Source organism: Paludibacterium yongneupense DSM 18731, from assembly GCF_000422925.1.
Lineage (GTDB): Bacteria > Pseudomonadota > Gammaproteobacteria > Burkholderiales > Chromobacteriaceae > Paludibacterium > Paludibacterium yongneupense.
Window position 1 is genome coordinate 77196 of sequence record NZ_KE383959.1, and the last position, 14651, is coordinate 91846.

Here is a 14651-nt window from a genome sequence, read left to right on the forward strand (position 1 = left end):
GTTTTCGGTTCATCCCCGCGGTCGCGGGGAACAGACTAAAAACAAACCATTGTTTTTAATCAGCATTTCAACCACTCAAAAATCTACCGACTTTTCTGCGATCAGCCTGCGTTTTCAGCTTGTTAAAGAACGGAGGGTCAATCCTGCTCCTGGCTATCCAGCGGATGAAATGATACCAGCGTGGCTCCGTCAAACTCGGCGGGCATACGACGGTTTTTACCCAAAGTAACAAACTCGAAACCAGCTTCGGTGCTGGCCTGCCAGGCCATAACCGCATTGCCGTTCTCCAGCCCAGCTTCCACCTGCTCCCACAAGTACTCACGTACCTTACGGCTATAGGTTCCCACGTAAACCCCGGCGCGGACTTCCAACAACCAGATCGCCATGCGCCCCCTCAGTCGTGGCGGGGCGTTTTCAAGCACGATGACCAGCATCGCCCAGTCCCTTCTCTTCAGGTATCGCGGCCTCCACCACCCCTTTCACATTGGGCACTTCCAGCCCGCCAACAGCCAGAATATCTTCGATGTCCGGGATGATACGCTCCAGCAGTTTGGTTCTGCGGAACATGTCGCGGCAATGTTGCCGCACCGTGCGCTCGTCGTTGCCACCGGTAAATTTTGAAGCTACAGCAAAGGCAACCGGAACCACGGTTTCGAATTTATAGATGTCCGCAATATCGTAGACAAATGACAAGGGTTTTCCACTATGAATGAAACCAATGGCCGGGGCGTAGCCGGCGGCCAGCACCGCCGCTTCTACCACGCCATACAGGCAATGGTTGGCAGCAGACAGGCAGCGGTTTACCGCATCGGCGGCGTCCCAATCTTTGTGATCGTAGTTTCTACCATGCCATTTGACGCCATATTGCTCGGCAAGCTGTTTATACAGCGCCCTCACCCGCGCGCCTTCGATACCGCGCAGTTGATCTACGCTGCGCCGCTGCGGTGGCTCTTCGCCAAAGCGACGGCGATACATTTCGCGCACCACTTTGAGCCGCGCATCGTCGTCCAGCGCCAGTTTAGCCTGATATAGAAGCCGATCAGCGCGTGCTCCACCGGGCTGGCCAGCAGAGTACAGCCTCACCCCGGCCTCTCCCACCCACACCAGCAAGGTACCAACTTCCGCCGCCAGCTTGCAGGCGGCGTGGGACACACGCACGCCCGGCTCCAGCATCAGACAGGCAACACCGCCCACCGGGATGTGGGTACGAATGCCCGTAACATCCACAGCCACAAATGCACCATCCAGAACATCCAGCTGGCAACGCTCGACAAACAGTGCAGAAAGTCGCTCCTTGATGGGGAGCGGCTTGAGCCTGGGTAGCAGATCAGCCATGGCTCACCGGCGCCAGTGACAAGAGGCCTAAGCCCAGGGATTTTGCGTGCCCTATTCCTTGATGGATTGTGGTTTGCAATGGCGCTGCCTGGTCAACGGCCAGCACACCTTCAAAACCTACCGCCTGTACCGTGATGACATGTCCTTTCTTGCGGACTGTCCAGCATTCGGAGCGGGTACGCATCACGCTTTGCGCCACGCAACCGGCTTTTTGCAGTTGCCGCTGCAACCAGGCCAATTGATCATCCTCCTTGTTCAGGCCATAGCGTTTACCTTCTCGGGTAACAGTGGGATTGGCCAGCAGGCGGAAGCGATAGCATCGGTCATCTTGCAGCAGGGCTGACAGATCCAGCACCTTGCTGGCGCTATCCCGCAAATAGCCTGCGGGGAGTTTGTGCCATCGCCCCGCTTCCTCTGATTGAATCAGCAAGATGGCCACGCCCAGGGAAGCCTCTACACTTTCCAGTCGCCACAAAAAGCGCGCAGGCTGGGCTTCATCGTGTTCGGCAAATGCCCGGCTCAAGGTACGGTGCATGTCGTAAGCGCTGGCAAGGTCGCGTCGAACGGCAGCCTCCCGGCTATCAAGCTTGAGTCTGGTCAGGAACATGCATCACCTCCGGTTTGACAAAGCGTGGGCCAAATCTGCGTTCGGAGAACGGGCCCACCGGCTGATCCAGGCGTACAGCACCTTCGGATGGGTGTTCCAGCATCAGGCGCAATGGCTGCCCGTGTTGTTCGGCCCGACCGCTGGCCAGCCGCGGCCAGGTGTGCAGCACAGATAGCAAATCACCATTCTGCACGCCTTCGGGTAGCCATAGGGGAAGCGCGGGTGGCATGGATTTGCGGCCGAGCGCCAGCGGCCATACCGGCTGTTGCAAAGCTAGCTGGATGGTTGAGAGCAGCGCAGCGTCCCCTTCCAGCCCCACCAGAAATACTGCGTCGGACAGATAAAAACGCGGACTGACCACGGTACGTTTGTGGTCTGGCTTGCCGGAAGCCAGCAGCACGCCGGTTGCTGTCTGATAATCACGCATTAGCAAGCCTTCACGGTCCACGCGCACCGCCATGCGCAATGAGGCGATATCATCCACCGGCAGGCTACGGTCACGCCCGAGTGCGGCGCAAATCAAGCCGATAACGCCGGATTTTGAGGGCTCCAGCCCGCTATCGCGTTCGTCAAACCGGCTGGTGGTGCCCCATGCCTGCATGGGGCCAGCCAGCCGAAGCAGCAAGGTGGCCATATTATTGCTCCAGCCCGCTACTCACTTGCGCCACAACCCAGTCGGCCAGTGCAGTCAGGCTGGTTTGGCACTCGCCCAGGTCTTGCGGCCACGCATGAGATAAATCCAGATAGGCCCAGCGATCCTGCTCATCACCATAAATGGCCGAGAGCTGCTTGTCGTAATCTGCCAGCGCTGCAACCGAAGGGCTGGTCAGCGCCTCGCCACCTCGGGCATACACCGGCTTCTCAAAAGCATTTGCCAGATTGAGCGGGCTTGCATGACGAATGGCGATACCGATAAAGCTGGGCGGATTATGCGCGGCAAAAGTGTTTTGCTTGCCGGTAGGAATGGCTCGGGCTACCGCCAGCACCAGCGCACGCAAGCCTGCCAGCGCCAGTTCGCGGTCGCCTTGCAGGTTAGCGACCAGCTTGGCCGGGTCAAGCACCGCATAGCGATAGAAGGTGGCGGAATTAAACTCGACCTGACCGATCATGCCGGCACCGGTTTCATCCGCTGCCCCCATGTCATCCACGGCGGTGAAATAGTCGAATTCGCGCTCTACCCGATGGGTACTGATGGCATGGGCCACCTGGCAGGCGGCGTCCTGATTCACTTCGGGCAAGTCCGCCAGCATGCGACCAAACAGGGCCACATCCAATGCTTTGCCCCCATTCATGATGGTTTTTGCCTGTTTCACCACCTCTGCCGGCGCACTGGCCTTTGCGTCTTTTTTGCTCTTTTTCCCGCCACTGACCGGCGCTGCCAGCACGTCCCAGTGTTGATTGACGAGTGAGGCAAAACCATCGACTTCCTGCTGTCCCAAGAACAGCAGGTATTCGGTTTTACCATCGTCTTTCAGTTTCAGACCAGCGGCAGAGAGTGCGCTTTCAATACGGCTATCGAGGTCCTCCGCGTCACGGCCATATTGCTCTTGCAATTGCGCACGCAGCAGTTCCAGCAGTTTCTTGGTGCGGATGCCCTGATTCGGCACCGGGAAGTCAGCATTCAAACGAATGGCCCGCTTAAAACACTGACTGCTGACACGGGCACGACGATAGCCGCCAAACACCGCATCTTTCGGTGCACCGGTATCGTCACGGTTGAGGTTGGATGGCGCAAAGTTCTGGATCAGGTGAAATTCGACAAACAGGCTCATGGCAATTTTCCAAAAATGGCGATATCAATTCAGGGAACAGCGGCTTATTTCTCTTGTGCAACCAACTGGCGATAAAAATCCCGCGCCCAGCGCTGGCGCACTTTGTCGCGCGCTTCAAACTGGAAGGGATTGAGATAACGCGACAGGTCCTGCAGGAGACTGACGTAATCCAGCCCGTAGCCATCGGCGGCCAACAAGGACACAATCTGGCGCAGATATTGAGATAGGTCTTCGGCGTCAGCAGCCAGGAGAGCGATAAACCGCTGTTCGATACTGCCGCTGTCACGCGCCTGCATCAGCTTGCCCAGTGCAGCTGCCAGGCTTTGCCCTTCGGCATGTTGCGGGTGGCGAGAAAACAGTGCGGCCGTGACATACAAGGCCTGGCGGTAACTGTCTTCGGCATGACTATCTGCTGAAACAAAACGTTCCACATACGGGAAGGCTGGCGGATACGCCCCCGGTGCGAATCCGGCACTACGGCGCAAGGCCGCCAGCGCGCCACGGTTGTTTTGCGCCAGGTTTTGCAAATGCAGGACAAAGGCCTGCGGCTGGTCAAACATGAGATGGCTCCTCTGGCAGGGATGCGATAACAGGACGCAGGGACTTGATCAGCCCCAGATAGAAAGATTCGTGCAGGGCACGGGCCCGCAAGGCACGGGCGCTGGTACCCAATTGGCGACACACGGTTGCCCAGGACAGCTCGGCAGCAGCCAGTTTTGCCGATCGCCAGTAGGCGTCGGCTGTATCCAGCCGGTTATCGGCGAGAAACACCAGAAGTTGCGGCAAACGGCTTTCCAGCGTGGAGAAGTAGGAGGCGGTGGCAGGACCGTTGTCAAACACCGCCCGCGCGCGACTGCGTGTGTCCTTGTGTTTTGGGTCAGGCATGGTATTAGCCAACATGCTACAGGCCTTCTCCTTGATGCTTTTGAACAGATCCTCGCCTTCACGCAAGTAAATGCGCAGTACCTCAGCTGCATCTTCCTGAGCCAGCAAGCGTTGCGGCAGGGCAAACCGTTCAACACGCCAACGCAAGAGTTTGGCCTGATCACTGGCCAACCCCAGCACCATGACCGCAAGCCAGCCGGAGGATTCACCCAACCTTTGCAACACCAGATTGGCGTAGCCCAGTACTGCAGCAGGCAAGGCATGCTTGCCACTGGCATCCGGTAAAAAAGTCGGTAAATCACGCCACACTGCCCGGCCCTCGCTAAAGCCCAGCCGCACCATGCCCACGCTACCAGCGCGGTAGCTTGCCATACTGTCCGGCACGTGTTCGTCGTCGGCCAATGCAAGGCCGGCGGCAAAACGTATCTGGCTAATGGTTTGCCCACCGTCGTTGTCCGGTAATAGCAGGACTGCACGGCTCAAGCGCGTATAGCGGTCATTTGGCCCGGTTGCTAGCGCGGGCTCGCCACGCAAAGCGGCAATATCAGGTTGCGGCTTTTCCCAGGCAGGCAAGTCACCCTCGCCTTCCGGCTTGGAAGGATGCAATGCCAAGCACAAGGTCTGAGCCAAAGTCTCACCCACAGGCAGGATGGCAGCGGTATTAGCCAACGCCCCTGCCTTGTCTGAATCCCTGACAGTTTTCACCAAGCCCCCTGGCGTGAACTGCAAGAAGCCCAGTAACTGGCACATCAGCGAGGAGACGGGCAAGCTGCTCCCCAGAGTGTCTACCGCATGATCAAACAACACCGGAGCATTGCCACTGCTACTGGCCAACACAATCTGTGTCCAGGATTTACTCTTGGCTCGCGTCTCCTCTGCTACCGCCAAAGCCGCTACTTGCATGAACGGCCACTCGGGATGAAATACATAGAAGCGCTCACGCCAGCGTTCCAGATAATCATGAATCGCGTCGACCGGCAGGCCTTCTCGATAGTAGCGCGCCATATCCCGCGCTGACCAAGTGCCGAACTTGTGCGTAAAAGCGCGATGGGTGATGACCAGCAGCAGACGATATAGCGCGATCAGGCTGGGCGGTGCCGTTTCCGCCAGTGCACTGATCTGCTTGGCATCGGCAAACAGCTGCAACAAACCAATATCTTTGACCTGCCCATCGGCATAGCGCACCGGTAGCCAAGGCTCGTCCAACAGGTTGTATGACTTCATGGTAATTCCTGCAGGGTTTGAGTGGAGTAGACCAGACCCAGTTTCGGGTCCAGCCGAATGGAAAGCTTGCCGATCTGGCATACGCCGTCTTGCAGCAACAACGGAGGGTAATGCGCAAGCAGGGGGTGTTCGGCCAACGCGGGATGGGGTGCTTGCGCTTGCAGGTGTTTGAGCAACGCTTTACGGGAAATCTTAATTTGACGTGCATACAGCTGCCGCGCCAGTGCGTCGCTTACGGGCTTCTCTGGGGTAAATGGCGCACTGCCGGCATGCATGCGCCACTGGCCATCGGCATCCACCCACACTGGAATGGCAGTGATGCTTTCGCTGCCCAGGCGGGTCTGATTACGCAGCGCCAGCGTATCGTCCTCGTCCGCCCCATGCGGTTTGTCGTTGTAGGCATATTCAGGGGGTTCACGCGGATCGATAGCAATATGGCGCGCCAATTGCACCTGAAAATCAGTACTAGCCTTGTGCTCTATACGGCTAACATCTTCAATTTTTTGCACAATATCAGCCGCCAGCACGGGTAACGCCGGCCATGGCGCATACACTGCCTGCACCAAGCGGTCGATATCGTCGGGCAGCCTCCATACCGGTTCATTAAGCAGCATGGCCCAAGTCACCAGACACAGATAGTCGCCGTAAATCCGTCCCCAGTTCGTAGTCTCCAGGTCAGGTAGACGCTCGGACAACAAGCCGGCAACCAGTAGACGCGGCTGGCAGTGGGCAACCGGCCGCAGATCACGCTGATGACGATGTAGACGACCGGCTCGCTGCAGCAGCAGGTCAACCGGCGCCAGATCGGAAATCAGGAAATCGAAGTCAATGTCGAGGCTCTGCTCGGCAACCTGGGTCGCAATCAACAATGCGCGTCCAGGTCGTTCCGCTGTTGGGCCAAAGGTATTCAGTACCTTCTCTTCGATATCCCGGCGCTCGTCGGCAGGAAAGCGGGCATGGAACAGCAGTAGTACCGTATCGTCAGGCAAGCGATCAACCAGACTCAGATAGAGCTGCTGGGCGCGATCCACCGTGTTGACGATGACGGCTCCGCATCCCCCTTCTTGCAAGGCACCCAGGGCCTGAATGGCGATGCTGCCCAGCGATTCGTCCAGTCCGCTTACTTGGATGGGCTCTTGCTGGCGTGCACTAAAGGTGTCACCGCGCACACCCTTGCCATCGGCCAGCAATACCCGTGGATAAGGGGGGTTATCAGGAATACCTCCGGTCACGTCCCAGGCTCGCAGTAAAGCCTCACGCTTTTTATCCGGCAGGGTGGCACTCATCAATATCACCGAGCAGCCTAGCGCTTTCAGCCAACGCAACAGGGTTTCGATCAGGCCACCGGTGTAGGCGTCGTAAGCGTGTACTTCATCGAGCACGACCACCTTGTTGGCCAAACCCCATAGCCGCACAAAGTGATGTTTGACGTTCATTACCCCAAACAAGCCTTGGTCCACCGTCCCCACCCCATAAGGGGATAGCAGACCGCGCCGCTTTTGCGCAAACCAGGCAGAGGAGCGCACGGCTTCATCGCGCGAGTCACCCCATATATCGCGTAGGCGGGCCACGGTTTCATTCATCTCCGAGCCACCGTGCGCCAGTTGGATGTCCAGCATTGAGTGACCGGCAAAAGAGCGCAGAAATTTCAACGTGCGCTCGAACATGGCATTGCCGGTGGCTTGCGTGGGTAAGGCCAGATAGATCCCGCGATGACGCTCGCGCTCTTGCAGCCTCAGACAGGCAAGAAACGCCAGCTCGGTCTTTCCCTCTCCCATCGGAGCTTCCACCACCATCAAACTAGGGCCCTGTCCTCCTGACAACAGGGCATCGGCTACCTGCTGCAAAGGGCGAGCCGTAACTCTCTGGCTCGCACCAAGAATCTGCGTAATTAATTCGTTACTACTGGCATCCGGTTGCTGCAGCAAGGCAAAAAATGGCGGCCACCCCAGCTTATCGGGCTTTGCCAGCACCTTGAATGCTATTTCCCGAGCGTTGGCAAAATGCCCGGCCAGGGTGGCGTCACGTTCACCGGGCACAAACCATTCGCTGTTGGAACCGATCCAGTCACACACACTGGTTAGGCCCGCCAACCATTGAACGGCAGTAAGGGATAGCAATTGATCCTGGGGGGCAGAGTCGGGAGAAAGCGTTTGCCAATAGGCATGAAAGATTTGCTGGCGAGTTGATTTCCAGATATCGGGCTCACCTACCGGGTGGATCGCTTGACCATCCAGAAAATTGAACCCATGGTGGGCACTCACCGCTTGCACCACGCCGGAGGCCCAATCGTAAGCCACACCCATGGATTGCAAAAACTTGGGAAGCAACGCAGCGGTGGCGGCATCGTGCCTATCCGCCTTAAGGCATATATCCGGGGAGAAAACCAGGCCCGACTGTTGGCCCAATCGCATGCCGGGCTCCCATTTGGCCTGAAAGCCGGGAATCGCTTTTCCAAAATCATGCAGGCCAACCAATGCGGCCAGCCAATGCCTGACAGCGCCAGCCGGTAAACCAAACCATTCAGCCGTCTGTATCTCATTGCTCGGGCAGTATTCCAGCAACACCGATGCGACAGCAGCCACATCCAGCATATGGCACAGCAAGCTGTGCCATAGCTCTTCTCCACTTTTTGCCCAAATATTTCTGCAAGCGGGCGGAAGTGCATCAAACCGAAGCGGATTTTCACTACTAAGCAGCGGCGCCATGAATAGCCATGTACCCTTTGTGTTTACATTGGCATATTACATTGATTTCATATTTAGTTTAACTTCACTTCTCCTGCATCATAAACGGTCTGCTCCCAGTGCGGCATTATCGATGTAATGTACTGCCTCATGCAGCTTGCAACATCCAAATGACCTTGCTCCTCGATAGGATGCCGTGCAAGCAGTAGATTACAGACTTTAAGATCTTAAACCACGGTACATCCAATGATAGGGAAGAATTCCACATCGAGGCGATGAAGAATGCGCGCACCGTGATCTGGCGACCAGTGGGCAGCCATTTTCCGTGACACTCTTGGGCAACCGCTTCGAAATTGTTCGTGACGGCAAATATGGCCTGCTGCTTATCTTGTTTTTTGGCCCCGTGATTGAGGATTTTGATTAGCGAAGAAGAATGAAAGAGCAAGAAACGGGGCACGGAAACGGATCGTACCCAAGATACTGGCGACACTCCTAACCGTTGCCGAGGTGTTGATATGTCTGATTCACACGTTCTAAGCGAGCCTGCCATCCTTATGCTTCGGAACGCCTGTCGTTCTGATCAGCACAAGGAATGCAGATGGCACGCCCAATATCGCACACTTTTCTTCAGCATTCTGGCTCGGATGGTGTTGCATCATCGGGATCGGCGCAGCATCAAAAACAACAGAAAATCTTAATCGTACTGGCGAGTGCGTTCTCAATCTTCCGTCGTCCCGTGAAGCCGGGGCAGTGGATCGCATCGCCCGCACCACTGGCTCCAATCCGGTTCCAGCTTCAAAGCAAGTTTGGCCTGACTGGACTGACACCGGTTGATTCGCTGACGATGGCGGCCCCGCGAGTACAGGAGTGTCCCGTTCGCATGGAGGCAGTCGTGGCCGCGCGGCACGGTATCAGTGAAGATACGCCGCAACTACGCGGCGCCATCAATATCTTCGAGTTGGGGGTTCAACGGGTACATGTGCGCCCTGATCTTCTTCTCAATGGCGCCCCCAACCGCATCGCCCCAGACAAATGGCACCCGCTCATCATGAGCTTCCAGAATTTTTACGGCTTGTCGCCGGGCCAAATACATAGCTCGAAACTGGCAGATATTCCATAGTCAGCATATCGAAGCCCCGATGCTGAGCGGGCCCGTACTTGTCCGCGTGCTGGAAGTTGAGTTGAATCGAGCTTCGCAACCATTGAAGCCGATTCATCTTGACTGACCGTTCGTGGCTGCGGATTCAACCGGCGACGGGCGTTATCGGCAGTAGCCGGATAGTCCCGGACAAACCCGGACAACAAAAAACCCGCATAGCCTTACGCTGTGCGGGTTTTGTGTACTTTATCGGACCTTCCCGGAAGGAAGGCTGGTGCCCCGAGCCGGAATCGAACCGGCACAGCCGAAGCCGAGGGATTTTAAGTCCCTTGTGTCTACCAGTTTCACCATCGGGGCCTATCGACGCCGCCGGCTTGCACCAGGCACATCGAGTCGAGCATTGTATGGGCTAAGCCCACCGCTTAGCAAGCCGACACCCGGATTTGAATTGTAGCCATCTGACATCTACCATTAGAACGTCCGGTCGTTGCGACCGTGAATGCAGCCCCGCCCGCTGGCGGCGGGTTCTTCCATCGACGAGAAGCGATACATGAACGACGGCAGTAGTCCCTGGCGTTGCCCGGCAACGCCTCCATCCAGCCATACCGGCCCGGGCAGGGCTGGCTCGTCGACGTCTTGCCGTCTCGCGCGGTAAGCCGCCGCTGCGCCGCCTTGCGGGCCCACCCGCAACAGGAGACGCAATCATGAACTACGGCAGCCTGATTTCCGAATACACCCAACTCAAAAATGAAGCGCAATCCCGGCCGGCGGCCGAGGGAGCCAGCGTGCTGCGCTTTATGCTGGATGCGCTGCGAAAGTGGCGTTATCGTGTCTGAACCGGTCCCGTCGGCGACTTGTTACCTGCAAGGGGATATGCTCAATGTTGACAGGCAAAACCAGCATCAGCCTCGGCCTGCAAGGCGGAGGCGCTCACGGCGCATTTACCTGGGGGGTACTGGATCGTCTGCTTGAGCATGAGCAATGGCATATCGACGGGATCAGCGCCAGCAGTGCCGGCGCCATGAATGCCGTGGCGCTGGCGCAAGGCCTGCTCGATGGAGGCCGTGCCGGCGCGCGCGCGGCGCTGTCACGCTTCTGGATGGCGGTGGCGGACAGTGCGCCGTTCGCCTTGCTGTCCGGCTCGCTCGACAACGACAACCTGACCCTGGCCCCGGCCTTCCAGGCCATGCTGCAATGGTCGCGCTACCTGTCGCCGGAAGAGCTCAACCCTTTCGACCACAATCCGCTGCGCGACATCATCGCCGAGCAGTTCGACTTCGAGCGTCTGCGCCGCAACGGCCGGGTCAAGCTGTTTGTCGCCGCAACCCACGCCAACACCGGCAAGCTTCGCATCTTCAACAACAGCGATCTCAGCGCCGACGCGGTCATGGCCTCGGCCTGCCTGCCAACGATCTACCGGCCTGTCGAAATCGACGGCGAGCCTTACTGGGATGGCGGCTTCGCCGCCAACCCCGCCGTGTTCCCGCTGTTCTACGACTGTCGTGCCGACGATATCATGCTGGTGCTGCTCAGCCCGCTCTCCTTCCAGACCACGCCGCAAAGCGCGGAGGAAATCAAGAATCGCGTGCTCGAGCTCGCCTTCAACTCGACATTTCTGCGCGAGATGCGCATGTTCACCCACCTGCGGCGGATGCTCGGACAGCGCTGGCCGATACTCGGCCGCTTCGAGCGCCACTTGATGCGCACGCGCTTCCACATGATCGAAGCGCCGGAAAAGCTGGCGCAATTACATCCGGCGACGAGGATGGCGGCCAATGCCGACTTTTTCGCCACCCTGCGCGATCTGGGCCGCGCAGCGGCGGAGACATGGCTCGCCGCGCACGGCGCCGCCGTCGGGCGACGCTCGACCGCGCCGCTCGACGACTTGTTCTATTAGCGCAGGAACAGCCAGACCGTCAGCGCGGCGCCGACGCAAACGACAAAGGCGCGCAAAATCTTCTCGGGCAGGCGGTGCATGAGCCAGGAGCCGCTGATGCCGCCAAGCACCCCGCCCGCGCCCAGCGCCAGCACGGCGGGCCAGCTGACTTGCGGCGAGAAGACGAAGACCGCCACTGCAGATGCATTCATCGCCATCGCCAGTGCGTTCTTGGTCGCCGTGGCGGTTCGCACCGCCTGCCCGGCCACGGTCAGCGCCGCCAGCATCAGAAAACCGATGCCACCGCCGAAGTAACCGCCGTAGATCGCGATCGCGCCCTGCACCGCCAGCAGCACCGGCAGTGGCAGCGTGGCGGCCGCGTCTAGCGGTTTGCGCCGGAAGCTGCCCCAGGCGAATACGCTGGTGGCGAACAACACCAGCCACGGCACCAAGCGGGCAAAGAACTCGGCGGGCGTACTCAATAGCAGCAAAGCACCTGCGACCCCTCCGACCAGACTCAGGGCAAACAGATAGCGGAAGCGCAAGGCGCCGACATCACCCACCAGCCGCCGCCCGGCATACGCCGAGGTCATCTGGCTCGGAAACAGCGCGATGGTCGATGAGATATTGGCCGCCAGCGGATTGAGGCCGGCCAGCAGCAAGGCCGGAAAAGTAATGAAAGAGCCGCCGCCGGCGAGAACGTTTTGCGCGCCGGCGTAAACGCCCGCCAGGGCGACCAGCAGCAAGGCATGGACGGAGGGATGAGCGATCGGCATGGTCATCATTCGAAAAGAGGTAAGGCCCGATTCAAAACCATGCCATTGACTATGGCAAATTGATTTATCTAATCAGGCCGAGGCACCCAGGCCATACCCATGCCGCCCCAGGTGCCGCTCCAGCCGCCGGCCAAGCTCGGCCAACGTCGCGCACACGATGAAGTACAGCGCCCCCGCCGTGAAGAACAGCGGCAGCGGGTAGATCATCACGCGGTTATTGACCTGATTCGTCAGCAGGGTCAGTTCCGGTACGCTGACGATGAAGGCCATGGACGTATCCTTGATCAGGGCGACAAACAGATTGACCAGCGATGGCAGCATGGGCGGCAATGCCTGCGGCAACAGGACCAGGCGCAAAGTCTGCCACGTCCCGAAACCCGAGGCGATTGCCGCTTCGCGCTGCCCCGCCGCCACCGCCCCCAGCCCCGACAGGACGATGTGCATGACCGATACGGCACAGAACAGAGCGAGCGCGAGCACCACCGAGGCGGAATCCGGCGCCCCCTTGCCCATCAGCAGCGGCAACAGGAAGTAGAACCAGAAAATCAGCAGCAGCAGCGGGATGCCGCGCACCAGATCCGCCAGCAAAAACAGCACGCGCCGCAGCGCGGGCGGGCTGAACCAGGCCAGCACGGCCAGCGCGAAGCCCGACAGCAGTGCGATCCCCCCGGATGACAAGGCAATCAGCAGCGTCAGCAGCAGCCCGCCTGGCTCGCCTTCCGCCGCCCTGCCCCACAGCAGATAGCCGATATTATCCGCGATGGCGGACCAGGCGCCGGGATCAATGACGGACATTTCGCCTCCACGACGGCAGCAGCGAATTGCCCAGCCCCTGTAGCAGCGCGCTGAGCAGCAGTCCTAAGCCCAGATAGATAGCGGAGACCACGGCAAAAGCTTCGATCGCATGGAAGTTGTAGCTTTCGATCTGATTGGCCTGGTAGCAAAGTTCGGCGACGGCGATAGACATGGCCAGCGTAGAGTTTTTCATCAGATTGAGGTACTGCCCGATCAGCGGTTGCCAGGCATGGGCCAGCGCCTGGGGCAAGACGACGAGTCGCAGCGTCTGCCAGGCACCGAGCCCCAGGCTGCGACCGGCCTCGATCTGGCCGCGCGCGACCGCACGCATGCCGGCACGCATGTCTTCCGCCACGAAGGCGGCGCTGAACAGGCCCAACCCCCAGACGCCAACCAGCAGTTCGAGCGAGGGGAAAGCCAGGCCGACCGCGTGATGGGGGGCATTCAACCATGTGCGCCAGGCGGAGGGCAGCAGGCCGATGCCACCGAAGTACCAGAACAGAAACTGCACCGCCAGCGGGGTATTGCGGAAGACCGCGACATAGGCGGCGGCCAGTGTCCTGGCCGGACGCGACGGCAGCAAGCGCAGCCCCAGCAGCGCGACGGCGATGGCGGTGGCGAGCACGCTGGCACACAGGGTCAGCTCGAGTGTGGTCAGCAGCCCCGACAGCAGCCATTGCCGCGGCGGGCCGCTCAACACCGCCAGCCAGTCGAAGTGGTAGCCGTTCATTCCGCCCCCCCGGGCTGGCGGGTAGCGGAATGGCGATGTCGCCCGACCATCAATGCAGGGCGATCTTGAAGTCGCGCGGCAGCGGCGTGCTGCTGCCCTTGCCGAACCAGGTGTTATAGATATGCAGCGCCTGTCCGTTCTTTTCCAGACCGACCAGGGTCTGGTTGATCGCATCGAGCAGGCGTTTCTCGCCCTTCTTGACGGCGATGCCGTAGGGTTCGACCGATACGCGATAAGGCGTGAGTTCGTACTTGGCCTTGTCCGGCGACGCGGCCAGCAGCCCGGCGAGAATCGCGCCGTCCTGGGTAATCACCTGGACATTGCCGTTGCGCTGTGCAGCGAAAGCCAGAGCGATTTCGTCATAGGACAGCACGGTCGCCTGCGGGAAGGCCTTGTGCAACTCCTGCTCTTCCGTGGTGCCCTTTACCGCGCCTATCTTGGCGTTGGCCAGGTCCTGCTGTTTGCGGAACTGGCCTTTGGGGACGAGAAACTGCTGGCCGGTTACAAAATACGGTGTCGAGAAATCGACCTGGCGCGCACGTTCTTCGGTAATGGTAAAGGCGGCGACGATGGTGTCGACCTTGCCCGAAGCCAGCAGCGGAATGCGATTGGCCGGATTGGTCGTCTTCAGCTCCAGCTTCACGCCGAGCTTGCTGGCCAGGGCCTTGGCGAAGTCGACATCGTAACCGGCGACCGCATGCGTCTTGGCATCGATGTAACCAAAGGGAGGGTTGCTGTCGAAAACGCCGACGGTGATTTTGCCGGCATGTTTGATTTCGTCGAGCTGATCGGCATGCGCGCCGCTGGCAAGCAAGGTCAGCAGCAATACGGACATATACTTTTTGCTATGCATTATGAGTCACCA

The 14651-nt window shown here is 59.1% G+C and carries 16 protein-coding genes and 1 tRNA gene; 3 read left to right on the forward strand and 14 right to left on the reverse strand.

Features of this window, described 5'->3' with window-relative positions; translation table 11 throughout:
• Nucleotides 1-137: 137 nt before the first annotated feature.
• The 8 genes from cas2e to G520_RS0118410 are packed head-to-tail and all read right to left on the reverse strand — an operon-like array spanning nt 138 to nt 8531.
• A complete protein-coding gene (cas2e, locus tag G520_RS0118375; protein WP_028536934.1) occupies nt 138-434 on the reverse strand; it encodes a type I-E CRISPR-associated endoribonuclease Cas2e in 297 nt (98 codons plus the stop codon).
• Nucleotides 415-1335 (reverse strand): type I-E CRISPR-associated endonuclease Cas1e, encoded by a 921-nt coding sequence (gene cas1e, locus G520_RS0118380; RefSeq protein ID WP_028536935.1) that lies wholly within the window; start codon nt 1333-1335, stop codon nt 415-417. Before cas1e ends, cas2e begins: the two co-directional genes overlap by 20 nt.
• Nucleotides 1328-1942 carry a type I-E CRISPR-associated protein Cas6/Cse3/CasE gene (gene cas6e, locus G520_RS0118385; protein WP_028536936.1) on the reverse strand — a complete coding sequence of 205 codons (615 nt, stop codon included), beginning with the start codon at nt 1940-1942 and terminating at the stop codon, nt 1328-1330. Before cas6e ends, cas1e begins: the two co-directional genes overlap by 8 nt.
• Nucleotides 1917-2576, reverse strand: coding sequence for a type I-E CRISPR-associated protein Cas5/CasD (gene cas5e / locus G520_RS0118390; protein WP_028536937.1), 660 nt, complete (start codon nt 2574-2576; stop codon nt 1917-1919). Before cas5e ends, cas6e begins: the two co-directional genes overlap by 26 nt.
• Nucleotide 2577: 1 nt before the next feature.
• Nucleotides 2578-3714: a type I-E CRISPR-associated protein Cas7/Cse4/CasC gene (cas7e, locus tag G520_RS0118395; protein WP_028536938.1), complete on the reverse strand. Its 1137-nt coding sequence runs from the start codon at nt 3712-3714 to the stop codon at nt 2578-2580.
• A 44-nt stretch (nt 3715-3758) separates the two neighbouring features.
• Nucleotides 3759-4274 (reverse strand): type I-E CRISPR-associated protein Cse2/CasB, encoded by a 516-nt coding sequence (gene casB / locus G520_RS0118400; protein ID WP_028536939.1) that lies wholly within the window; start codon nt 4272-4274, stop codon nt 3759-3761.
• Nucleotides 4267-5823, reverse strand: coding sequence for a type I-E CRISPR-associated protein Cse1/CasA (casA, locus tag G520_RS0118405; protein WP_036666540.1), 1557 nt, complete (start codon nt 5821-5823; stop codon nt 4267-4269). Before casA ends, casB begins: the two co-directional genes overlap by 8 nt.
• Nucleotides 5820-8531 carry a CRISPR-associated helicase/endonuclease Cas3 gene (locus tag G520_RS0118410; RefSeq protein ID WP_028536941.1) on the reverse strand — a complete coding sequence of 904 codons (2712 nt, stop codon included), beginning with the start codon at nt 8529-8531 and terminating at the stop codon, nt 5820-5822. The genes casA and G520_RS0118410 overlap by 4 nt, the downstream gene beginning before the upstream one ends.
• A gap of 591 nt (nt 8532-9122) precedes the next feature.
• On the opposite strand from G520_RS0118410, the gene G520_RS25870 reads away from it, so the two are divergent.
• On the forward strand, nt 9123-9344 hold the full coding sequence (locus G520_RS25870) for a hypothetical protein (RefSeq protein WP_425516771.1): 222 nt from the start codon (nt 9123-9125) through the stop codon (nt 9342-9344).
• 537 nt (nt 9345-9881) lie between these two features.
• Here the strand turns inward: G520_RS25870 and G520_RS0118425 are convergent.
• Nucleotides 9882-9966 (reverse strand) — tRNA-Leu (locus G520_RS0118425).
• A gap of 114 nt (nt 9967-10080) precedes the next feature.
• On the reverse strand, nt 10081-10311 hold the full coding sequence (locus G520_RS23415) for a hypothetical protein (RefSeq protein ID WP_036666542.1): 231 nt from the start codon (nt 10309-10311) through the stop codon (nt 10081-10083).
• A gap of 2 nt (nt 10312-10313) precedes the next feature.
• Between G520_RS23415 and G520_RS25745 the strand changes: the two genes are divergently transcribed.
• Together G520_RS25745 and G520_RS0118435 are read left to right on the forward strand one after the other, a co-directional pair.
• Nucleotides 10314-10445 carry a hypothetical protein gene (locus G520_RS25745; RefSeq protein ID WP_281424447.1) on the forward strand — a complete coding sequence of 44 codons (132 nt, stop codon included), beginning with the start codon at nt 10314-10316 and terminating at the stop codon, nt 10443-10445.
• A gap of 44 nt (nt 10446-10489) precedes the next feature.
• Nucleotides 10490-11506, forward strand: a complete 1017-nt coding sequence (locus tag G520_RS0118435) for a patatin-like phospholipase family protein (protein ID WP_036666544.1) — start codon at nt 10490-10492, stop codon at nt 11504-11506.
• Here G520_RS0118435 and G520_RS0118440 read toward each other — a convergent pair.
• The 4 genes from G520_RS0118440 to G520_RS0118455 all read right to left on the reverse strand — a co-directional run bounded on the left by G520_RS0118440 (nt 11503) and on the right by G520_RS0118455 (nt 14639).
• A complete protein-coding gene (locus tag G520_RS0118440; RefSeq protein ID WP_156877014.1) occupies nt 11503-12261 on the reverse strand; it encodes a sulfite exporter TauE/SafE family protein in 759 nt (252 codons plus the stop codon). The two genes, G520_RS0118435 and G520_RS0118440, sit on opposite strands and share 4 nt — an antisense overlap.
• Before the next feature lie 72 nt (nt 12262-12333).
• On the reverse strand, nt 12334-13056 hold the full coding sequence (locus G520_RS23420; protein ID WP_051229514.1) for an amino acid ABC transporter permease: 723 nt from the start codon (nt 13054-13056) through the stop codon (nt 12334-12336).
• Nucleotides 13043-13786, reverse strand: coding sequence for an amino acid ABC transporter permease (locus tag G520_RS23425; protein WP_051229515.1), 744 nt, complete (start codon nt 13784-13786; stop codon nt 13043-13045). The genes G520_RS23420 and G520_RS23425 overlap by 14 nt, the downstream gene beginning before the upstream one ends.
• Nucleotides 13787-13835: 49 nt before the next feature.
• A complete protein-coding gene (locus G520_RS0118455; protein ID WP_028536946.1) occupies nt 13836-14639 on the reverse strand; it encodes an ABC transporter substrate-binding protein in 804 nt (267 codons plus the stop codon).
• Between the last annotated feature and the right edge of the window lie 12 nt (nt 14640-14651).